Source organism: Streptomyces sp. NPDC050703, from assembly GCF_040654435.1.
Classification (GTDB): Bacteria; Actinomycetota; Actinomycetes; order Streptomycetales; family Streptomycetaceae; genus Streptomyces.
Map to the genome: position 1 here is coordinate 1 of NZ_JBFAHX010000039.1, position 19790 is coordinate 19790.

General features: G+C 72.7%; 19 protein-coding genes. 6 read left to right on the forward strand and 13 right to left on the reverse strand.

The window, feature by feature from the left end; genetic code table 11:
- Window positions 1–146: 146 nt before the first annotated feature.
- From fxsA to AB0I16_RS28315, 4 genes are all read right to left on the reverse strand, one after another.
- The gene (gene fxsA / locus AB0I16_RS28300; protein ID WP_363252434.1) at window positions 147–725 is read right to left on the reverse strand and encodes an FxsA family membrane protein; all 579 of its coding nucleotides are present in this window, start codon (window positions 723–725) and stop codon (window positions 147–149) included.
- Between the two features lie 80 nt (window positions 726–805).
- Window positions 806–1597 carry a polyprenol monophosphomannose synthase gene (locus AB0I16_RS28305; protein ID WP_363252435.1) on the reverse strand — a complete coding sequence of 264 codons (792 nt, stop codon included), beginning with the start codon at window positions 1595–1597 and terminating at the stop codon, window positions 806–808.
- Between the two features lie 491 nt (window positions 1598–2088).
- On the reverse strand, window positions 2089–3750 hold the full coding sequence (locus tag AB0I16_RS28310; RefSeq protein ID WP_363252436.1) for an amidohydrolase: 1662 nt from the start codon (window positions 3748–3750) through the stop codon (window positions 2089–2091).
- Window positions 3751–3814: 64 nt separating this feature from the next.
- Window positions 3815–4255 carry an Lrp/AsnC family transcriptional regulator gene (locus tag AB0I16_RS28315; protein WP_062779655.1) on the reverse strand — a complete coding sequence of 147 codons (441 nt, stop codon included), beginning with the start codon at window positions 4253–4255 and terminating at the stop codon, window positions 3815–3817.
- A gap of 258 nt (window positions 4256–4513) precedes the next feature.
- On the opposite strand from AB0I16_RS28315, the gene AB0I16_RS28320 reads away from it, so the two are divergent.
- Together AB0I16_RS28320 and AB0I16_RS28325 are read left to right on the forward strand one after the other, a co-directional pair.
- Window positions 4514–4942: a hypothetical protein gene (locus tag AB0I16_RS28320; protein WP_363252437.1), complete on the forward strand. Its 429-nt coding sequence runs from the start codon at window positions 4514–4516 to the stop codon at window positions 4940–4942.
- A gap of 372 nt (window positions 4943–5314) precedes the next feature.
- The gene (locus AB0I16_RS28325; RefSeq protein WP_363252485.1) at window positions 5315–5545 is read left to right on the forward strand and encodes a hypothetical protein; all 231 of its coding nucleotides are present in this window, start codon (window positions 5315–5317) and stop codon (window positions 5543–5545) included.
- Here the strand turns inward: AB0I16_RS28325 and AB0I16_RS28330 are convergent.
- The gene (locus tag AB0I16_RS28330; protein ID WP_363252438.1) at window positions 5508–6680 is read right to left on the reverse strand and encodes an acyl-CoA dehydrogenase family protein; all 1173 of its coding nucleotides are present in this window, start codon (window positions 6678–6680) and stop codon (window positions 5508–5510) included. The genes AB0I16_RS28325 and AB0I16_RS28330 overlap by 38 nt on opposite strands.
- A gap of 407 nt (window positions 6681–7087) precedes the next feature.
- Here AB0I16_RS28330 and AB0I16_RS28335 point away from each other — a divergent pair, with 407 nt between their 5' ends.
- Window positions 7088–8332: a glycoside hydrolase family 18 protein gene (locus AB0I16_RS28335; RefSeq protein WP_363252439.1), complete on the forward strand. Its 1245-nt coding sequence runs from the start codon at window positions 7088–7090 to the stop codon at window positions 8330–8332.
- A gap of 72 nt (window positions 8333–8404) precedes the next feature.
- On the opposite strand, the gene AB0I16_RS28340 is transcribed toward AB0I16_RS28335, so the two are convergent.
- The gene (locus tag AB0I16_RS28340; RefSeq protein WP_363252440.1) at window positions 8405–8551 is read right to left on the reverse strand and encodes an SCO1431 family membrane protein; all 147 of its coding nucleotides are present in this window, start codon (window positions 8549–8551) and stop codon (window positions 8405–8407) included.
- Window positions 8552–8745: 194 nt separating this feature from the next.
- On the opposite strand from AB0I16_RS28340, the gene AB0I16_RS28345 reads away from it, so the two are divergent.
- Complete coding sequence (locus AB0I16_RS28345) at window positions 8746–10233, forward strand: M1 family metallopeptidase (protein WP_363252441.1); 1488 nt, start codon at window positions 8746–8748, stop codon at window positions 10231–10233.
- 71 nt (window positions 10234–10304) lie between these two features.
- Here the strand turns inward: AB0I16_RS28345 and AB0I16_RS28350 are convergent, their stop codons facing one another.
- Window positions 10305–11696, reverse strand: coding sequence for a peptidase C39 family protein (locus AB0I16_RS28350; RefSeq protein ID WP_363252442.1), 1392 nt, complete (start codon window positions 11694–11696; stop codon window positions 10305–10307).
- A gap of 205 nt (window positions 11697–11901) precedes the next feature.
- Here AB0I16_RS28350 and AB0I16_RS28355 point away from each other — a divergent pair, with 205 nt between their 5' ends.
- Together AB0I16_RS28355 and AB0I16_RS28360 are read left to right on the forward strand one after the other, a co-directional pair.
- Entirely contained in the window at window positions 11902–12579 is a 678-nt protein-coding gene (locus AB0I16_RS28355; RefSeq protein WP_363252443.1) for a hypothetical protein, read from the forward strand.
- 446 nt (window positions 12580–13025) lie between these two features.
- Window positions 13026–14945 carry an AAA family ATPase gene (locus AB0I16_RS28360; RefSeq protein ID WP_363252444.1) on the forward strand — a complete coding sequence of 640 codons (1920 nt, stop codon included), beginning with the start codon at window positions 13026–13028 and terminating at the stop codon, window positions 14943–14945.
- A gap of 28 nt (window positions 14946–14973) precedes the next feature.
- Here the strand turns inward: AB0I16_RS28360 and AB0I16_RS28365 are convergent, their stop codons facing one another.
- From AB0I16_RS28365 to ribH, 6 genes are all read right to left on the reverse strand, one after another.
- Window positions 14974–16065 (reverse strand): hemolysin family protein, encoded by a 1092-nt coding sequence (locus AB0I16_RS28365; protein ID WP_363252445.1) that lies wholly within the window; start codon window positions 16063–16065, stop codon window positions 14974–14976.
- Window positions 16062–17402 (reverse strand): hemolysin family protein, encoded by a 1341-nt coding sequence (locus tag AB0I16_RS28370; protein WP_363252446.1) that lies wholly within the window; start codon window positions 17400–17402, stop codon window positions 16062–16064. Before AB0I16_RS28370 ends, AB0I16_RS28365 begins: the two co-directional genes overlap by 4 nt.
- A 216-nt stretch (window positions 17403–17618) precedes the next feature.
- The gene (locus AB0I16_RS28375; protein WP_363252448.1) at window positions 17619–18059 is read right to left on the reverse strand and encodes a PH domain-containing protein; all 441 of its coding nucleotides are present in this window, start codon (window positions 18057–18059) and stop codon (window positions 17619–17621) included.
- Between the two features lie 19 nt (window positions 18060–18078).
- Complete coding sequence (hisG, locus tag AB0I16_RS28380; protein ID WP_363252449.1) at window positions 18079–18936, reverse strand: ATP phosphoribosyltransferase; 858 nt, start codon at window positions 18934–18936, stop codon at window positions 18079–18081.
- A gap of 50 nt (window positions 18937–18986) precedes the next feature.
- Window positions 18987–19259, reverse strand: coding sequence for a phosphoribosyl-ATP diphosphatase (locus AB0I16_RS28385; RefSeq protein WP_055564821.1), 273 nt, complete (start codon window positions 19257–19259; stop codon window positions 18987–18989).
- Window positions 19260–19294: 35 nt separating this feature from the next.
- Window positions 19295–19780, reverse strand: a complete 486-nt coding sequence (gene ribH, locus AB0I16_RS28390; RefSeq protein ID WP_363252450.1) for a 6,7-dimethyl-8-ribityllumazine synthase — start codon at window positions 19778–19780, stop codon at window positions 19295–19297.
- Window positions 19781–19790 lie beyond the last annotated feature (10 nt).

The window sequence follows — 19790 nt, forward strand, 5'->3', positions numbered from 1 at the left end:
CTCAGTCCAAAGGATTCCCTGGCCCTGATCGACTCAGTGGCGCAGGATTACGGGCATGGAGAACAGCACCCTTGAGTATGCGTACGACCTGAGCGTTCGCGTGCGTCGCGTCCCGCGTGTGCCGCGGTCGCCTCGCCGGAGCCGCCTCAGCGCGGGAGGCGCGGGCCGTCGGGGCGCGGGCCGCGCGGCGGCTCGTCGTCCCTGACGACCTCGCCGGGCACGACCTTGCCGTCGGGGCGGTGCATCCGGGCCTGCTGGAAGGCGTCCCCGAAGCCGCCGGGCGTCGCCTCGCGGACCTTGCGCTCGAAGGTGCGCTCCGCATACCGCCCCAGCGCCTTCTGGACCGGCGGCACGAGCAGGATCAGCCCCAGGGCGTCCGAGATCAGTCCCGGCAGGATGATCAGCAGGCCGCCCAGCATCGTCAGGGCGCCGCCACCGCCCCGACGCTCCTCGGTGGGGGTGATGCCGCTCTGCTGCTGTTGCACGGCCTCCTGGAGCTTGCGGAACGCCCTGCGCCCCGCCCGCTTGATCACCGCGGAGCCGAGCAGCAGGCCGCCCACCAGGAGCAGGAAGACCACGAACCCGCTCGTGGCGCCCGCCACGACCGTGAGCAGCCAGATCTCCAGGACCAGCCAGGCGGCGACGCCGAGCGGCAGATACCTCAGCGGTCCTGAGCGGCGGCGGGGCCCGGCGGGGCGGAGGGGAGGCGGTGCGCCATTCGTCATGCCCCCAGTGTGCCTGGCCCCGCCTCAGGCCGGGATAAGGGGGATGATCACGAAGCGGCCGCGGGTCATGACACGGGTCCTCAGGGCTGCTTGCGGCCGATGGCCCGGCCCACGCGCTCGCCGACGCCCCAGGCCGTGACCCGCCACAGCGCCTCGACCACGATGTTCTGGCTCATCTTGCTGTCGCCCAGCTCCCGCTCGACGAAGGTGATGGGCACCTCGACGACGTGGTAGCCCGCCTTGACGGCGCGGCGCGCCAGGTCGACCTGGAAGCAGTAGCCCTGCGACTCGACCTCGCCGAGGCCGAGCCCTTCGAGGGTCTCGCGGCGGAAGGCGCGGTAGCCGCCCGTCACGTCGCGGATCGGCACGTCGAGCAGGAGGCGCGAGTACGTGCTGCCGCCCCGCGAGATGAACTCGCGGTGCTTGGGCCAGTTGACCACCCGGCCGCCCGGCACCCAGCGCGAGCCGAGCACGAGGTCGGCGCCCTTGAGCGCGGTCAGGAGCCGCGGCAGTTCCTCGGGCTGGTGGGAGCCGTCCGCGTCCATCTCGATGAGGACGCCGTAGTCGTTCTCCAGGCCCCAGCGGAAGCCCGCCAGATAGGCGGCGCCGAGCCCTTCCTTGCCCTTGCGGTGCAGCACGTGCACCTGGTCGTCGCCGGCCGCGAGCTCATCGGCGATCTTGCCCGTGCCGTCGGGGCTGTTGTCGTCGGCCACCAGGACGTGCGCGTCCGGGACCGCGGCCCGCACCCGGCCGACGATGGACTTGATGTTCTCCGCCTCGTCGTAGGTCGGAATGATCACCAAGGCCGTGCCGAGCGAGCCGAACTGCCTCCCCTGGTCCCCCGCTTCGGAGACCCGACCGCCGTCGTTCACTACTGCCCCTTCGTTCGTACGCAGAGGACCACCATAGTGGCCGCGGCCTGCGCCGCAGCGTCGGCACGGGGTCGGGGCTCACGTGCCGTGCGGATCAGGGCCCGGCGCCCTTCGGGCCGGCCTGGGACCCGCTGGCTGCGGATCGACCGAGAGCCGTTGTCTACTGAGCGTCCGGGCCCCACCCGAGTTCCACCTGCCGGCCGGCTGATGCGTTCCCTCTTCTCCGCGTCGCGGGCGCTGGACCTGGCTCCCGGTGGTGGTGTGCCGGTGCGGCACACCGCCCGTGACCCAGCGGCGTTCGACGACCGCGTGGAGGTTCGCCGGTCGGACGTCCTGTGGTGGACCCGGCCGAACCTACCGGCCCGCGACGGCTCCCTGTCAATAGCCCCGTGAACTGCGGTGTCCTCCGGGGCCGCCGGGTCAGCGCCCGGGATTCCCCGGCAGTACGGAGCCGCGCGGGGCCGTGAGCGGTGCCGCGCACCGCCGTGACATCACTCTTGTGGCCGCACGTAGACCTGCCGTCCGGCCACCACCGTGCGCAGGCAGACGGGGAGTTCGGCCCCCGGCGAGAGGTCGGGCAGACCGGGCGTGCCCGAGCGCGGGTCGGTCGACCAGCGGGCGACCCGGTCGTCCGGGGCCTGCACCACCAGATCGGAGGTGCGCCACACGGCGTAGTCCGCGGGCGCGCCGGGCACCAGGACGCCGGCGTCGTCGCGGCCGACCGCCCGCCAGCCGCCCCGCGTGTGGGCGGTGAACGCGGCCCGCGCCGAGACGCGGTGCTCGGGCGTGCGGTGGAAGGCGGCGGCGCGGACCGTGCCCCAGGGGTCGAGCGGCGTGACCGGGCTGTCGGAGCCGAAGGCCAGGGGCACGCCCGCGCGCAGCAGGGCCGCGAACGGGTTGAGGGTGCGCGCGCGCTCGGCCCCGAGGCGCTGGGCGTACATGCCGTACTCGCCGCCCCACAGGGCGTCGAAGGCCGGCTGCACGGACGCGGTGAGGCCGAACTCGGCGAAGGCGGCCACGGTGTCCGGCGTGAGCATCTCGGCGTGCTCCACGCGGTGCCTGGCGGCCCGTACGCGGGCCGGGCCGACCTTCTCGGCGGCCCGGCGCATGCCGTCGGCCACGGAGCTCACCGCGGCGTCCCCGATGGCGTGGAAGCCCGCCTGGAGGCCCGCCTCGGTGCACGCCACGACGTGGGCCGCAACGGCGGCGGCGTCCAGGTGGGCCGTGCCGGTGTGGTCGCCGTCGGCGTAGGGCTGGTGCAGGCAGGCGGTGTGCGAGCCCAGGGCGCCGTCCACGAAGAGATCGCCCGCGGCGCCGGCCGCGCCCAGCTCACGCGCGCGTGCCACGCCTTCGGGGCCGTGTTCGGCCCAGTAGCCGATCACGCGCGGCCCGGCCTCGTCGGCGGCGAGCCGCAGCAGCCCGGTGAAGTCGTCCTCGTCGGAGATCTCGGGCCCCGCGCACTCGTGGACGGAGCCGATGCCGAGGGAGGCGGCGTGCCGCAGGGCGACCCGCTGGGCCTCCTCGCGCTGGGCGGGGGTGACGGCGGCGAGGGCCGCGGCCCGCACGCCGTGGTGGGCGTCGTCGGTCAGCGGGGCGTCCCGGTGGAAGCCGGTCCGCGCGGTGACGCCGGGCACCAGGTCGAGCAGGGCGGTGGTGGCGACCGCCGAGTGGACGTCGATGCGGGAGAGGTAGAGCGGCCGGCCGCCGGTGGCCTCGTCGAGCTCCTCGCGCGTGGGCGGGCGGCCGCCGGGCCAGCGGGCGGCGTCCCAGCCGTGGCCGAGCAGCACCTCGTCGTGCGGCCTCGCGGCGGTGTGTTCGCGTACGAGAACGAGCGCCTCGTCCAGGGAGCGGGCCCCGGAGAGGTCGAGTCCCGTCAGCGCGAGGCCGGTGGCCGTCGTGTGCACGTGGGCGTCCGTGAACGCCGGGGTGACCAGGGCGCCTTCGAGGTCGACCACCTCGTCGACGCCGGCGGCGAAGGCGTCGGCCGCTCCCTCGGAGCCGACCCAGGCGACATGTCCGCGTTCGACGACCATCGCGGTGGCGAACGGGTCGGCGGGGCTGTGGACCTCGCCGCCGCGCAGCAGCACGGTGCGGTGTCCCTGGGGGGCGTCGGGGTCCCGCGGGTCGGTCCCGGGGGCGGTGCTCTCACTCATGGGTCCAGTCTCGCCCCTGCGTGCGGGCGCCCGACGCCGGGGTGGCCCGCCGGGCGTGCCGGGGTCAGAGCTGCGGCGGGCGGGCCTCGTAGGGCGTGGAGAGCACGACGGTGGTGCGTGTGGAGACGCCGGCGAGCGCGCGCAACCTGCTGAGCAGGTGCTCCAGCTCCAGCGGGGTGGCGACCCGCACCTTGAGGATGTAGTTCTCGTCGCCCGCGACGCTGTGGCAGGCCTCGATCTCCGGGACGCCCGCGAGGCGTTCGGCGATGTCGTCGGGGGCGCTGGGGTCGAACGGCTTGACCGAGATGAAGGCGGTCAGGGGCAGCCCGACGGCCTCGGGGTCGACGACCGCGGCATAGCCGCGGATCACGCCCCGCTGCTCCAGGCGGCGTACCCGCTGGTGCACGGCCGACGTGGACAGGCCCGTGGCCTTGCCCAGGTCGGTGTAGCTCATCCGCCCGTCCTTGACGAGCAGCTGCACGATCTGTCGGTCCAGCTCCTCCATGCCGTGAACCTACAGGGCGCGTGATCCCCCGGGATACCCGAGCGGCACGCGGGGTGTGCGGGACGCGCGTTCGCCCGTGTTCCTCCGGTGGCCACCGGAACGCCTCCCGCCAGGCAACTCCCCCCGGCATGTGACGAAGGACACATCCCTTCGGCCGTGTCCCGGGAGATGTCACGATTACCCCTACGACGGGACGGGAAGTGCTTGCTGTGGTCGAGGCCGCGGTGCCTTGTCGGCCCACCCAAGGGGGAGAGTCCCATGCAGAATCTGAAGCGTCCCGCCCGTGCCGCACGCGCGAAGCAGCAGCCGGTCGCAGAGCCCGAGCCGGAGGGCGTCGAACCGGCTGACGCCCTTCTCGACGCGTACGACACCTTCGAGATGTACCGCGTGACCTGCCCCGACTGCGGGCAGCCGATCGCGCTCCTGGCCGACGAGGACGTCCTGCCGGAGCACGCGCTGTGCCCCACTCCGTGGAACCCGTTCGGGCTCACGGTCTGCGCGGGCACCGGACGCGCGGCGACCGACGCGAAGCCCGCCGACGAGACGATGGAGGCCCAGGAGCAGGACACGGCCCTGCTGTTGACGCTCCCTCAGGGGCTCGACTGGCGGACGCAGCCGTTCTCGCACGTGGGCGGTCCCGGTTCGCGCCCCTTCCGCGTACCGCGGCAGGACCGGCCCGCGGCCTGAGCGGCCGCCGGGCCCGGCCCGGCACCCTCGCGACCGACCCGCGCCACGGCCGCCGGGCCGCCGTGGCGCGGTCGGACACGCCGCCCCACCCGCGCACCCTCTGAACTGACGCCCGAATCCGGGAAGCGGTGACTTCGGGGGCGCGGCGGGCGTTGGCCCGGCATGACCTCTACGGACAGCGGTCCGACGCACGTCCCCACCGGCCACCGACGACGCACCCTGGTGATGGTGCCCGCCTCCGCAGAATCGGTTACCCGGGGGGCCGGGCGTGCCCCGCGGACTCCGCAGCCCCCGCAGGCCGAACTGCCGCAGCAGCACTGGCAGCAGCCCCGCCCGTCACGGCAGCCCCAGCCGCAGCAGACGTACCAGGCGATGTACCCGCAGGCGCACCACACCGCCTACCAGCCGCCCCCGGCCGTCCAGCAGCCGCCGCAGCCGCACCTCCAGGACCCGCCGATCTACCGCGCCCTGATCCGGATCTGGGCCGACCGCGACCGGACCCTGCCGGGGCGCCACGACCCGGAGTGGTGCATGCTCACGGCGCCGCCGGTGCCGCACGGTCCGTTCAGCGGGAGTCGGGACCCGCGAGGTGACGCGCGATGACCATGCGCTGGATCTGATTGGTGCCCTCCACGATCTGGAGCACCTTGGCCTCGCGCATGAAGCGCTCGACGGGGAAGTCGGCGGTGTAGCCGTACCCGCCGAGGACCTGCACGGCGTCGGTCGTCACCTTCATCGCGGCGTCCGTGCAGAGCAGCTTCGCCATCGCCGCCTGCTTGGAGAACGGCCGGCCCGCGTCCCGCAGCCGCGCCGCGGACAGGTAGAGCGCGCGGCCCGCCTCGATCTGCGTCGCCATGTCCGCGAGCATGAAGCGAAGGCCCTGGAAGTCCGCGATGGGCCGGCCGAACTGCCGCCGCTCCGTGGCGTACGAGAGCGCCTCGTCGAGTGCCGCCTGGGCCACGCCGATCGCACAGGCCGCGATGCCGAGCCGCCCCGATTCCAGCGCGGAGAGCGCGATCGCGAAGCCGTGGCCCTCCTCGCCGATGCGGCGGGAGTCGGGCACGCGGACGCCGTCGAAGTGGATCTGGGCGGTGGGCGAGCCCTTCATGCCCATCTTCTTCTCGGGCGGCGCCGCGGAGAGGCCCTCGGCGTCGCCCGGCACCAGGAACGCCGTGACGCCGCGGGCGCCCTCGCCGCCGGTGCGGGCGAGGACGGTGTAGAAGTCGGCGACGCCGCCGTGCGTGATCCACGCCTTGGTGCCGGTGAGCACCCAGTCGTCGCCCTCGCGCACCGCCTTGGTGCGCAGCGAGGCGGCGTCGGAGCCGGACGAGGGCTCGGAGAGGCAGTACGCGCCGAGCAGGCCGCCGCCGAGCATGTCGGGCAGGTGCGCGGCTCGCTGCTCCTTGGTCCCGTACCTGGCCAGGGCGTGGCAGGACAGGGAGTGGACGCTGACACCGAGGCCGACCGTCAGCCGGGCCGCGGCGAGCTCTTCGAGCACCTGGAGGTAGACCTCGTAGGGCTGGTCGCCGCCGCCGAACTCGGAGGAGTAGGGGAGGCCGAGCAGACCCGACGCGGAGAGCAGCGTGAAGAGTTCGCGCGGGAAGTGCCCGGTGTCCTCCTCGTCGGCCGCCCTCGGTGCGATCTCGCGCTGGACTATGTCCCGGACGAGCGAGAGCAGATCCCTGGCCTCGTCCGTGGGCAGCTGACGTTCCACCGGCTGCAAGGCGTGGTCGGGCATGTCGCTCTCCTCCCTGTGGGGCTACGACGGGCGCCCGCGCAGGGTGAGGCGGCGCCGCCGGGTAACGATGCCGAGCCAGGGTCTCCTTCCGGGTCACGGAAGCGGCTGACCAGCGGCTGTGGCGCGTTGAGTATGCCCGATCGGCGGCAGCCAGTCACTAGTTAACGACCGCTTACTCGAAAGATGATGCGAGATTGCCGCCGGGGCCGCCGAGGCGTCCGCATTGGTACGCACCATTGACCGCACTGGTCTAGTCCTCCTACTGTTCCCCCGAACGTTTCACCGCGTTCATGCCAAGCGTGGGAACCATGCCGAGCGGGCCCTCCCGCGCCTGGCGCAGCGCAGGTCCACAGCACCACAGCCCCTTCCCCTTCGCAGGGTCCTCCCTCCCCCCACGAGGAGACACGATGCTCAGACCGCACACTTCCCGCACCGGCTTCCGGGCCCTCGTCGCCACCGCCTGTTCCGTCGTCCTCGGCGCGGGCCTGCTCGCCGGGGCGGGCACCGCGTCCGCCGGGCAGAGCGCCGCCCCGGAGCAGAAGGCCGCCGCGGGCTCCAAGGTCGTCGGCTACTTCACCGAGTGGGGCGTCTACGACCGGAACTACCACGTCAAGAACATCGAGACGTCCGGCTCCGCGAACAAGCTGACGCACATCAACTACTCCTTCGGCAACGTCCAGGGCGGCAAGTGCGCGATGGGCGACGCCTACGCGGCCACGGACAAGGCCTACACCGCCGACCAGTCGGTGGACGGCGTCGCCGACACCTGGGACCAGCCCCTGCGCGGCAACTTCAACCAGCTCCGCAAGCTGAAGAAGAAGCACCCGAACCTCAAGGTGCTGTGGTCCTTCGGCGGCTGGACCTGGTCGGGCGGGTTCACCGAGGCCGCGAAGAACCCCGAGGCGTTCGCCAAGTCCTGCTACGACCTGGTCGAGAACTCCAAGTGGGCCGATGTCTTCGACGGCATCGACATCGACTGGGAGTACCCGAACGCCTGCGGCCTGACGTGTGACACCAGCGGGCGCGACGCGTACAAGAAGCTGATGTCCGCGGTCCGTTCGAAGTTCGGCAGCGGCAACCTCGTGACCGCGGCGATCCCGGCCGACGCCTCGGCCGGCGGCAAGCTCGACGCGGCCGACTACGCGGGCGCCGCCCAGTACGTCGACTGGTACAACCCGATGACGTACGACTACTTCGGCGCCTGGGACGCGAAGGGCCCGACGGCCCCGCACTCGCCGCTCACGTCCTACAGCGGCATACCGAAGCAGGGCTACGACTCCGACGCCACCATCAAGAAGCTCAAGGGCCTCGGCATCCCCGCGAACAAGCTGCTGCTCGGCATCGGCTTCTACGGCCGCGGCTGGACGGGCGTCACGCAGAAGGCGCCCGGCGGCACGGCGACGGGCCCGGCGGCGGGCAAGTACGAGCAGGGCATCGACGACTACAAGGTGCTGAAGACCAAGTGCCCGGCCAACGGCACGGTCGGCGGGACCGCGTACGCGCACTGCGGCAACAACTGGTGGAGCTACGACACCCCGGCCACCATCGCGGGGAAGATGACCTACAAGAACCAGCAGGGACTCGGCGGCACGTTCTTCTGGGAGCTCAGCGGCGACACGGCCAACGGTGAGCTGATCAAGGCCATCAACTGACGCGGGCGACACCCGCGAGGGGGGTGGGAGCCGCGGACCGCGGCTCCCACCCCCCTCGCACGCGTGCGCCGGTCAGAGCAGACCGGCCTGGGTGACGAGCATCGCCAGGACGACGACGAGCGTCCAGCCCGCGAGGTGCTCGAACAGGTGGGGTCCGTCTTCCTTGGGGCCGCCGGTACGGGCGTGCACGCGGACAGCGGTGGCAGAGGTCGCGGTCATGTCTTCTCGCTGACGTTCGACTGGGCCGACTGGTCCGAGTACCAGCGGCTTCCCCCCACAGGACCCCTCCACCATGCCAGCCGCGCGGCCGGTTGCGGGAGAGAGCTTGGTCACCCCACAACCGGCCGGCCTCGCCGTGCGTCTGAACCGTGACACGACGCACGAACGGACAGCATCCGACCGAGAGGTTCCCGATGAGCACCTACCGGACGTCCCACCGTGGAGCACGGCTCGCCCTCGCGGCGGCGATCGCCGTGACGGCCGCCCTCACCGCTCCCGCCTCCCAGGCCGCCGGGGCCCCCGACGCCCCGGCCCGGAAGCCCACGCCGGGCGCGCCCGGCCTCGGTGACCCGCTGTTCCCGCTGGACGGGAACGGCGGCTACCGCGTGGACCGCTACTACCTGGACTTCGACTGGCAGGCGCCGAGGACGCCGTTCGAGGCGGCGACGACCATCGATGCGACCTCCACCCAGGCGCTCTCGCGCTTCAACCTGGACTTCGCGGGCAACACCCTGCACACCGTGACGGTGAACGGCGCGAAGGCGGACGCCGTACGGGACGGCGACGAGCTGACCGTGACGCCGAAATCCCCGATCGCCCACGGCGCCTCCTTCACCGTCAAGGTCACCTACACCGCCGACCCGACGCAGACCCGGCACCGCGACGACGCCATCGAGGACTACGGCTGGATACCCACCCCCGACGGCACGGTCGTCTACCCGCAGCCCAACGGCTCCCGGCTGATCTTCCCCGGCAACGACCACCCCGGTCAGCGCGCGCCGATCACCTTCCGCATCACCACGCCCGGCGACCGCACGGCCGTCGCCAACGGCAGGCTGGTCTCGCGCACCCGGGCCCCCGGCGGCAGGCTGCGCTGGACGTACGACTCCGGGCAGCCGCTCTCCACGCAGCTCGTCCAGCTCGCCGTGGGCAGGTTCGAGCTGGTCGAGAGCGAGGGACCCGGCGGTCTCCCGCTGCGGGACGTCGTGCCGGAGTCCCTCGTCGGACCGACCGCCGCCCACCGCGCGCTCACGCCCGAACACCTGAAGTGGCTGGAGGAGCGGCTCGGCCCCTATCCGTTCGACCGCTACGGCATCCTGGTCGGCGACACCGACCTCGGCGTCGCCCTGGAGACGCAGACGCTCTCGCTCGTCCCCAAGGCGGACCTGCTCGGCACCAAGGTCGACGCCGAGCGGAACATGGTGCACGAGCTGGCCCATCAGTGGTTCGGCGACAGCGTGGCCCTCAAGAGCTGGTCGGACCTCTGGGTGAGCGAAGGGCACGCCCGGTTCTACGAGCGGCTGTACTCGGAGGCCCACGGCGGAGACAGCTTCGAGGCCGCCATGAAGACGGCCTACGCGGCCCACGACCAGTGGCGCAAGGACTTCGGCGCCCCCGCCGAGCCGACCGAGCCGAACCTCTTCAAGCGCATGCGGTACGACGGCTCCGCACTCGTCCTGTACGCGCTGCGCGAGGAGGTGGGCGAGGCCACGTTCCAGAAGATCGAGCGCGCCTGGGTGAGCGGCTTCAAGGGCCGCGCGGCGAGCACGCGGCAGTTCATCGCCCTGGCGTCGAAGGTCGCGGGCGAGGACCTCGAAGGCTTCCTCCACCCGTGGCTGTACGGCTCGAAGACCCCGCCGATGCCGGGGCACCCCGACTGGGTGGTCGACCCGGTGACGTGATGCGGGGGCCGGGGTGCCGGGGGTGCCGGGGGTGCGGACGCGGACGCCCGCATCCCCGGCCGGTCAGCCCCTCACTTGACGCCGACGGCCGCCAGCGCCTTCTTCTGCGCCGCGCTCAGCTTCGTCGGGAAGTACAGGTAGCAGACGCCGCCGGTGCCGGAGACGACCTTGCCCGCGGCGTTCTTGCGCTTGGTGCGGAGCCAGATGTTCTCCCACTCCCGGCGCTTGTAGACGCGGCGCACCGCCGGGTTGCTGGGGGACGCCGGGTCGTTGGCGACGACGTCGCCGCCGGCCGTGAAGCCGATGACGGTCATCAGGTGGCCCGCCGTGCCGTACCCGGCACCCGTCAGCTCCTCCTTGAGGAAGGACTGCGACGTGATGACCGGGATGCCCGCGGCGATCAGCGTCTCCAGCTCCGTCAGCGAGGCGAGGCGGGTCACGACGCCCTGGAGGTCCCTGTACGTGGCCGCGTACGCCGCGTTGAAGGGCCAGTTGCCGCAGCCGTCGTACTGGTAGTCGAACGTCTGACGGGCCGCGTGGCAGACCTGCGGGTCGGCGTAGGAGGGGTCGACCCAGGCCAGATCGGCCGGCGTGGGCCGCCGGCCCCAGTACTCGATGATCATCTGCGAGGAGGTGGGGCTGCACCACGCCTCGCCGCCGTTGTCGTACTCGGGGTACTGGCCCGCGTGGATCTCCTGCGAGTACCGCGGGACCTTCAGCTCCTTGGCGAGCCCCGGCCTCGACGCCGGGACCGTGAAGCGGTCGGGCACCGCGGAGGCCATCGCGCCGGCCCGCCAGACCGTGGGCGTCACGCTCGCCCCCGGCCTGCGGTACAGCGTGAGGCGCAGCTGGTACGAGACGACACGGGGCCCCGCCGCGGCGTCGTCCAGCGACAGCGTGTCCGTCCAGACCGTGGACCTGCCGTCGGTCTGGTCGTCGACGGAGGTCCGCCGGATGTCCTTGTCCTTGTCGTCCCCCGAGGCCCAGCGGCCCATCACGTACCAGGGGGTCATGGTCCCGTCGTCGTACGTGCCCCGCAGCTCGGTCTGGAGCCAGGTGCCCGTGGGCGTGTCCGCGTTCCAGGAGGCGATCAGCTCCGTCGCGGGGACGGTGGAGCGGTGGACGGGCGAGGTCCACCGGGCGTACTCCCAGGTGGCCGTCCTGCCGGTGTGCGGGTCCGCGTACTCGGTGCGGCCCGCGGCCTCGGCGACGCGCAGCCCGGGCCGGGCGCCCGCGGCGACGGCCGTGCCCTCCGCGGTCCCGGTGCGCCAGTGCGCGGCCGTGGTCCAGAAGCGGTTGTCCACGTGCCGGTCGGCGCGCGGGCGGCCGTGTCCCCGCCCCGCGCCCGGCACGGCGAGCGCGGGGCCCGCGCCCGCCGTGATGGCGGCCATGGCGGCGGCCGCGGCCAGGACGGATCTGCGGGACATGGCGTCAGCTCGGTCGGGTCGGTCAGCTCGGTCCATCAAGGGGACCCCCAGTCGACGTGGTTTCCTGCGGGATGGGGAAAGGCTCGGTCAGGTGCACGGAAGTGGGCCAACTATGGCCGCTCCCCGCCGCCTCCTGCCAGCGCTTCGGGCACCGTCGCACCCACTTATATTGGCCTCAACCAATGGCATGACCTGCGGCGGCGCGCGGAACACCTCCTTCCGCGGTCGTACGCTTGCCGGGATGAACCCCGACCTGCCCGCGACGGCGCCCGAGCCGCGCGATCCGCTGACCCCGCTGCCCCGCGTCGCCGGCGCCCTGCGCCGTCTGCCGCCCTCCTGCGGCCCCGTCCGGCTGGTCGCCGTGGACGGACACGCGGGATCGGGGAAGTCCACGTTCGCGCGGCGCCTCGCCGGGGCGCTCGGCGGCGCGCCCGTCCTGCGGCTCGACGACATCGCCTGCCACGACGAGCTGTTCGCCTGGACGGACCGGCTGCGGCGGTGGGTCCTCGGGCCGCTCGCCCGCGGCGAGGCCGCGCGCTTCACGGCGTACGACTGGTCCGGGCGCCGGTTCGGCCCCGACGAGCAGACGCTGCCGCCCGCGCCCGTGGTGATCGTCGAGGGGGTCGGCGCCGGCCGCGAGGCGCTGCGGCCGCACCTCGCCGCCGTGCTGTGGATGGACGTGGCGCGGGAGACGGCGTGGCGCCGCGGGCGCCTGCGGGACGGGGCGGCCCAGCGGGATTTCTGGGACGGGTGGGAACCCGCGGAGCTCCAGCACTTCACCGAGGACCCCTCACGGCCCTTCGCCGACGTTTTGGTGCGGCAGTTTCCCGAGGGATACGAGGTGCTGCAAGGGCCGCATGGGACACCAGTAGGGACCCGACTGGTCACGGAGTGTGAAGGACCGTCGGCGGTCCGCTGAACGTTCGGAAGACGCCTTCCGGACGGCCGCGAGACTTTTCCACGAGTGCCTCAACTCTGCTTGACCCAGGGGCCTTACAGGACTTACGTTCTGAATGTGCGGTCCCGAAAGGACCGGCCGCAGACGCGAAGCCCCCGGTTGTTCCCCCGTGATCGGGGGCTTCGTTCTGCCCTCAGCCCCATATTTTCGGCCGCCACGCGCCGTCATTCGCTCACCCTCGGTCACCATCGGGGCTGCTCCCCCGCGGTCACCCACGGCCGATCTCGCGGTGCGGCACCCTACGGCCGACCGCTCCCCCGCAGGTACGATGCCCATCGGTGCGCCTTTCCGGACGGCTGCTCTGTGCACCGAGACAACTCCCGTCCACAGCACGGCGGTTCGACGAAGTGGCCGACGGGCACCGGTCCGGCGGTTCGCACACGGGGGCACGGTTTGTGGGGGACGTGATGGACTTCGACGCGGTGGGCACACCCGCCCCGGCCGACCTCGCCTGGCTGAGGGGCGTCGACGCCTACACGATGGGCGCCTATCCACAGGCGGAGGAGGAGTTCCGCTCCGCGGTCCGGATGGATCCCGGCATGGCCGACGGCTGGCTCGGGCTGCACGCGTTACGCATCGACACGACGACGGCACTGCTGCGGATGTTCCAGTACCGCGAGCGGTTCGGCGAGCAGCGCAGGCGGCACGCGCGGACCCTCAACTCCTGGTACTGGCTCGGCTGGTGGGTCCAGCCCGTCCTGGAGAGCTCCCGCGACCTGCTCCTCGCGCACGCCTCGCACTGGCTCGACGGCCGCCACGTCCCCGAGCTCGACCGGGCGCTCGCGGGGCTGCCGCCGGTCGACGCCGACCCGCAGGTCCGCTTCCTGCACGCCTGCCGCGCCTACCTCGTCAAGGACTGGGACCAGCTCGTACGGCACACCGACCCGCTGGTCGACGACCCGATGCTGGGCATCGAGGCCGGTCTCTTCGGCGGCATGGCCCGGGTGCGCCTGGAGATGTACGGGCAGGCGGAGCCGCTGCTCTCCGCCGCCCTGATGCGCTGCCGCAGCGAACAGCCGCAGCGCAAGGAGCTGCGGTACTGGCTGGCCAGGGCGCACGAGGGCACGGGACGCTCGGCCGCGGCGCTCCCCCTGTACCGCGCGGTGCACCGGGTCGACGCCTCCTTCATGGACACCTCGGCGCGGCTCGCCGCCATCGCCGAGGGCGACGGCTACGACGAGGCGGCCGACCTCGCCGCCGCGATCAGCCTCGCGGGCGCGGGGCAGGACGCCCTCGAAGGGCCGGACGGCATCGACACGTTCTTCGGCGGCGAGGGCCGCGACGTGAAGGTGACCGACTCCCTGCCTCCCCCGGCCGGCGGCGTGCCGGGCCCGCAGGGCCCGGGCGGCAGCGGCCCCGCGGGGCCCTCCGGCGCCGACGCGGTCCGCGAGAAGGCCATCGTCCCGGTCAAGCCGGACGGCGCCCCGCAGCTCCCGCCGGGCTCCACCGACCCCGCCCTCCTGGAGGCCGCCCTCGCCGAACTGGAGGGCATGGTCGGCCTCGAACCCGTGAAGCGGCAGGTCAAGGCGCTCTCCGCACAGCTCAACATGGCGCGGCTGCGGGCCGCGCAGGGACTGCCTGTGCAGCCGCCGAAACGACACTTCGTCTTCTCCGGGCCCTCGGGCACCGGCAAGACCACCGTGGCCCGCATCCTCGGCCGCGTCTTCTACGCGCTCGGGCTGCTCGGCGGCGACCACCTGGTGGAGGCGCAACGCGCCGACCTGGTCGGCGAGTACCTGGGCCAGACCGCCGTGAAGGCCAACGAACTGATCGACTCCGCGATCGGCGGCGTCCTCTTCGTCGACGAGGCCTACTCCCTGTCCAACTCCGGGTACGGCAAGGGCGACGCCTACGGCGACGAGGCCCTGCAGGTACTGCTCAAACGGGCCGAGGACAACCGGCACCACCTCGTCGTGATCCTCGCGGGCTACCCCGAGGGCATGGACCGGCTGCTCGCCGCCAACCCCGGCCTGTCCTCGCGCTTCACGACGCGCGTCGACTTCCCCTCGTACCGCCCCCTCGAACTGACCGCCATCGGCGAAGTGCTGGCGGCCGAGAACGGCGACGTGTGGGACGAGGAGGCGCTCGAAGAGCTGCGCTCCATCAGCGGGCACGTCGTCGACCAGGCGTGGATCGACGAGCTGGGCAACGGGCGGTTCCTGCGCACGCTGTACGAGAAGAGCTGCGCCTACCGCGATCTGCGGCTCTCCGGCTACCCCGGCGAGCCGTCCCGCGACGACCTCGCCACGCTGCGCCTGCCGGATCTGATGCAGGCCTACGGAGAGGTCCTCTCGGGGCGGGGGCCGCAGGACGCGCCGGGGATCTGAGCCCCGGGCACGCCCTGCGGCGTCCGGCTCAGCCCACCAGGGCGCCGTCCAGGCTCTCGGGCGCTCCCGCGGCCTCCGGCTGCGGGCGCGGCACGGCCGCCACGCGGTGTGCCGGGTCGCGGACCTCGCCGACCAGGAGTTCGAGGACGTCCTCCAGGGCGACGAGGCCGAGCACCTTCCCCGAGGCGTCGGCGACCTGGGCCAGGTGCGTGGCGGCGTGGCGCATCACGGTCAGGGCGTCGTCCAGCGGCAGCTCCGCCCGCAGGGTCGTCATCGGCCGCCACACCTGCTGCGGCACGGCGCGGTCGCTCTCCTCCAGGTCGAGGACGTCCTTGACGTGGAGGTAGCCCATGAAGGCGCCGTTCTCCGCGCGGACGGGGAAGCGGGAGAAGCCGGTGCGTCCGGTCAGCTCCACGACCTGGCCCGGGGTGACCGAGGCGTCGACGGTCACCAGTGACGCCCGGTCGAGCAGCACGTCCGTCACCGGGCGCGAGCCCAGCTCCAGGGCGTCCTCAAGGCGCTCCTGCTCCTCGCGGTCGAGCAGGCCCGCCTGGCCCGAGTCCTCCACGAGGCGGTTGAGCTGCTCGCTGGTGAAGACGGCCTCCACCTCGTCCTTGGGCTCGACCCGGAAGAGCCGCAGGACGACCCGCGCGCACGCGCCGAGCGCCACCGTCACCGGGCGGCAGAGACGCGCGAAGGCGACGAGCCCCGGGCTGAACCAGAGCGCGGTCTTCTCGGGGGCCGCCATCGCGAGGTTCTTCGGGACCATCTCGCCGATGACGAGGTGGAGGAAGACGACGACGGCGAGCGCGATCACGTAGCCGAGGGGGTGGATCATGCCCTCGGGCAGGTGGGCCGCCTCGAACAGCGGCTCAAGGAGGTGCGCGACGGTGGGTTCGGCGACCGCGCCGAGCGTCAGTGAGCAGACGGTGATGCCGAACTGGGCGGCGGCCATCATCTGCGGCAGGTGTTCGAGCCCGTAGAGGACCTGGCGGGCCCGCTTGGAGTCCAGGGGCTCGATCTGGCTGCGGCGCACGGAGACGAGCGCGAACTCGGCGCCCACGAAGAAGCCGTTGGCGAGCACGAGGAGGAGGGCGAAGAGAAGCTGGAGCAGGCTCATCGGAGTGCCTCCGCGGCTACGGGGGCCGGGACGTCCGCCACCCTGACGATCCTGACCCGCTCGGCGCGGTAGTGCCCGACCTGGCGCACCGAGAGCCGCCAGCCCGGCAGCTCGGCCCGGTCGCCGGGGACCGGGATGCGGCCGAGCAGATCGGCCACGAGGCCCGCGACGGTCTCGTACGGTCCCTCGGGCACGTCGAGCCCGATGCGCCGCAGTACGTCGACCCGGCAGCCGCCGTCGGCGTCCCAGCCGGGCCTGCCGTCCTCGGGCGGGGCCGCGCACAGCTCGGGCAGGTCGTGCAGGTCGTGCTCGTCGCGGACCTCACCGACGAGTTCCTCGACGATGTCCTCCAGGGTGACCACGCCCGCCGTGCCCCCGTACTCGTCGACGACGACGGCCATGGGCTGCTCGCTGCGCAGCCGCTCAAGGAGCGGCTTCACGGGCAGCGTCTCGGGGACCAGGAGCGGCGGCTGCGCGATGCGGCCGACCGGGGTGCGGAGACGTTCGTGCGCGGGCACCGCGAGGGCGTCCTTGAGGTGCACCACGCCGACGACCTCGTCGATCCGCTCGCGGTACACGGGAAAGCGCGACAGGCCGGTGGCGCGGGTCAGGTTGACCACGTCCTCCGCCGTCGCCGACGACTGGAGCGCGCTGACCTTCACGCGCGGCGTCATCACGTGCTGCGCGGTCAGCTCCCCGAGCGAGAGGGTGCGGACGAACAGGTCGGCGGTGTCCTGTTCGAGGGCGCCGGCCTGCGCCGAGTGCCGGGCCAGGGAGACCAGTTCGCCGGGGGTGCGGGCGGAGGCAAGCTCCTCGGCGGGCTCCACGCCGAGCATCCGCACCAGGCGGTTGGCGACGGCGTTCAGAAGGGCGATCACGGGCCGCAGGAGCCGCGCGAAGGCGTGCTGCGGGCCCGCGACGAACCGGGCGACCTGGAGCGGCCTGGACACCGCCCAGTTCTTGGGGACCAGCTCGCCGATGACCATCTGCACGGCGGACGCGAGCAGCATGCCGACCACCACGGAGACACCGCTCACGGCGCCCTCGGGCACACCGATGGCGGTGAACGGGGGCGCGAGCAGCTCGGCGAGCGCCGGTTCGGCGAGCATGCCGACGACGAGCGAGGTGATCGTGATGCCGAGCTGGGTGCCGGAGAGCTGGAACGACAGCTCCTTGAGGGCCTGGACGACCGTGCGGGCCCGGCGGTCGCCGTCGGCCGCGGCCTTCTCCGCCTCGGGCCGCTCCACGGTGACGAGACCGAACTCGGCCGCCACGAAGAAGCCGTTGGCGAGAATCAGCAGGAATGCCGCCCCGAGGAGCAGCAGCGGGACTGTCATGCCGCCGCCTCCTCTGTCGTACGGGTCCCGGTGTGCCGGGAGGGGGCGGCGCAGGTACTACAGGACGATCCGTCCATCGCTGGAGGGAGTCACTCCTCGGGTAGCAGGAGCCCCTGGGGGCCGGGCGGGCCCGTCAGGGGCGGGGCGGCACACCGGGCCGCCCCGCCAACAGATTAATCAGAGTCCGGCGGGGTTGGTCAGACCCCGGGCGGAGCGTCAGTCGCCGAGCGGGGCGCGGGCCTCGGTGAGGGCGCGCAGGGCCTTGGCGTCGGCGACGGCCTGCTGCCTGGCGACGCCCGGCTGGATGCCGAGGGCGGGGAGGCTGGTGCCGTCGCTGAGGTTCAGGAACACCCAGGGGTCGCCGGGGCGCAGGGTGACCTGGACGATCTGCGCCCACTCCAGGCGCCTGCTGGTCGCGATGTTGACGACGCGTACGCCGGTCTCGTCGGCGACGACCTTGGGCCTGGCGAGCAGGACGAGCACGCCGAGGAGCAGCGCGCCGGTGAAGACGAAGCTGGTCCGCTCGCCGGGGCTGAGGTTCGGCAGCAGGAAGGCGATCACGGTGAGGACGACGAACATCACGGCGCCCGCACCGAGGAGGACCGTGCGGGTCCGCCTCGGCCTGAAGGTGACGGGAAGCTCGGGAAGCTCGGACATGCGGCGGTTCTCCTGCCGGTCAGAGGCGACAGGCGTGGATCGCCGTGGTCAGGATGGCCCGCGCCCCGAGGGCGTACAGGTCGTCCATGACGCGCTGGGCCTCCTTGGCGGGAACCATGGAGCGCACGGCGACCCAGCCTTCGTTGTGCAGAGGTGAGATGGTCGGCGACTCCAGGCCCGGGGTGAGGGCGACGGCGCGCTCCAGGTGCTCGGCGCGGCAGTCGTAGTCCATCATCACGTACGAGCGGGCGACGAGGACGCCCTGGAGGCGGCGGAGGAACTGCTCGATCTTGGGCTGCGCGGGGTCGGAGGTGTCGGCGCCGGTGCGCCGGATGACGACCGCCTCCGACGTCATGATGGGCTCGCCGAAGACTTCGAGGCCCGCGTTGCGCAGGGAGGTGCCGGTCTCGACGACGTCCGCGATGACCTGGGCGACGCCCAGCTCGATGGCGGTCTCGACGGCGCCGTCGAGGTGGACCACGGAGGCGTCGACGCCGTGCTCCGCGAGGTGCTTGGCGACGATGCCCTCGTACGAGGTCGCGACGGTCCTGCCCGCGAGGTCCTCGACGCCGGTCGCCGTGCCCGGCCTGGCGGCGAAGCGGAAGGTGGAGCGGGCGAAGCCGAGCGGCAGGATGGCCTCGGCGCCGGCGCCCGAGTCGACGAGGAGGTCCTGGCCGGTGATGCCGATGTCGAGGCGGCCGGCCGAGACGTAGATCGCGATGTCCTTGGGGCGCAGGTAGAAGAACTCGACCTCGTTCTCCGGGTCGACGAGGACGAGTTCCTTGGACTCCTTGCGCTGCTGGTATCCGGCCTCATGGAGCATCGCCGACGCAGGTCCGGACAGTGAACCCTTGTTGGGGACGGCGATGCGCAGCATGAGGTCGGATTCCTTCGCGTGGTGTGGGTGGGACGAGCCGGGGTGGCGGCTCAGAGGTGGGCGTACACGTCGTCGAGGGAGATGCCGCGGGCGACCATCATCACCTGGACGTGGTAGAGGAGCTGGGAGATCTCCTCGGCGGCGGCTTCCTTGCCCTCGTGCTCGGCGGCCATCCAGACCTCGGCGGCCTCCTCGACGACCTTCTTGCCGATGGCATGGACGCCCTTGTCCACCAGCTCGGCGGTGCGGGAGGTCGCGGGGTCGCCGTTGGCGGCCTTGTGCTGGAGCTCGGTGAAGAGCTCCTCGAAAGTCTTCTTGGACATGATGCCGTTCACTCTACGCGCCCGCGCGGCGCCGCTCAGCGCCAGGGCTCGGAGACGGTGCGCAGCGTGGTCGCGGTGGCGACGGCCGCGGTGACCGCTTCGTGCCCCTTGTCCTCGCTGGACCCCACGAGACCCGCGCGGTCGAGTGCCTGCTCCTCCGTGTCGCAGGTCAGCACGCCGAAGCCGATGGGCACCCCGGTGTCCACGGAGACCTGCGTGAGGCCCTGGGTGACGCCCTGGCACACGTACTCGAAGTGGGGGGTTCCGCCGCGGATGACGACGCCCAGCGCGACGATCGCGTCGTATCCGCGTCCGGCGAGGACCTTCGCGACGACCGGCAGCTCGTAGCTGCCGGGCACGCGCAGGACGGTCGGCTCGCTGATGCCCAGCTCCGTCAGGGCGCGCAGGGCGCCGTCGACGAGGCCGTCCATGACCTTCTCGTGCCACTGCGCGGCGATCACCGCGACCCGCAGGTCGCCGCAGTTCTTCACGCTCAGTTCGGGTGCACCCTTGCCGCTCACGCGCTTCTCC

Bases quoted from the DNA above. Each gene is read 5' to 3' on its own strand.
- fxsA (WP_363252434.1), bottom strand. From the start codon at position 725: ATGACGAATGGCGCACCGCCTCCCCTCCGCCCCGCCGGGCCCCGCCGC.
- AB0I16_RS28310 (WP_363252436.1), bottom strand. From the start codon at position 3,750: ATGAGTGAGAGCACCGCCCCCGGGACCGACCCGCGGGACCCCGACGCC.
- AB0I16_RS28315 (WP_062779655.1), bottom strand. From the start codon at position 4,255: ATGGAGGAGCTGGACCGACAGATCGTGCAGCTGCTCGTCAAGGACGGG.
- AB0I16_RS28320 (WP_363252437.1), top strand. From the start codon at position 4,514: ATGCAGAATCTGAAGCGTCCCGCCCGTGCCGCACGCGCGAAGCAGCAG.
- AB0I16_RS28325 (WP_363252485.1), top strand. From the start codon at position 5,315: ATGTACCCGCAGGCGCACCACACCGCCTACCAGCCGCCCCCGGCCGTC.
- AB0I16_RS28330 (WP_363252438.1), bottom strand. From the start codon at position 6,680: ATGCCCGACCACGCCTTGCAGCCGGTGGAACGTCAGCTGCCCACGGAC.
- AB0I16_RS28335 (WP_363252439.1), top strand. From the start codon at position 7,088: ATGCTCAGACCGCACACTTCCCGCACCGGCTTCCGGGCCCTCGTCGCC.
- AB0I16_RS28340 (WP_363252440.1), bottom strand. From the start codon at position 8,551: ATGACCGCGACCTCTGCCACCGCTGTCCGCGTGCACGCCCGTACCGGC.
- AB0I16_RS28345 (WP_363252441.1), top strand. From the start codon at position 8,746: ATGAGCACCTACCGGACGTCCCACCGTGGAGCACGGCTCGCCCTCGCG.
- AB0I16_RS28350 (WP_363252442.1), bottom strand. From the start codon at position 11,696: ATGGACCGAGCTGACCGACCCGACCGAGCTGACGCCATGTCCCGCAGA.
- AB0I16_RS28355 (WP_363252443.1), top strand. From the start codon at position 11,902: ATGAACCCCGACCTGCCCGCGACGGCGCCCGAGCCGCGCGATCCGCTG.
- AB0I16_RS28360 (WP_363252444.1), top strand. From the start codon at position 13,026: ATGGACTTCGACGCGGTGGGCACACCCGCCCCGGCCGACCTCGCCTGG.
- AB0I16_RS28365 (WP_363252445.1), bottom strand. From the start codon at position 16,065: ATGAGCCTGCTCCAGCTTCTCTTCGCCCTCCTCCTCGTGCTCGCCAAC.
- AB0I16_RS28370 (WP_363252446.1), bottom strand. From the start codon at position 17,402: ATGACAGTCCCGCTGCTGCTCCTCGGGGCGGCATTCCTGCTGATTCTC.
- AB0I16_RS28375 (WP_363252448.1), bottom strand. From the start codon at position 18,059: ATGTCCGAGCTTCCCGAGCTTCCCGTCACCTTCAGGCCGAGGCGGACC.
- hisG (WP_363252449.1), bottom strand. From the start codon at position 18,936: ATGCTGCGCATCGCCGTCCCCAACAAGGGTTCACTGTCCGGACCTGCG.
- AB0I16_RS28385 (WP_055564821.1), bottom strand. From the start codon at position 19,259: ATGTCCAAGAAGACTTTCGAGGAGCTCTTCACCGAGCTCCAGCACAAG.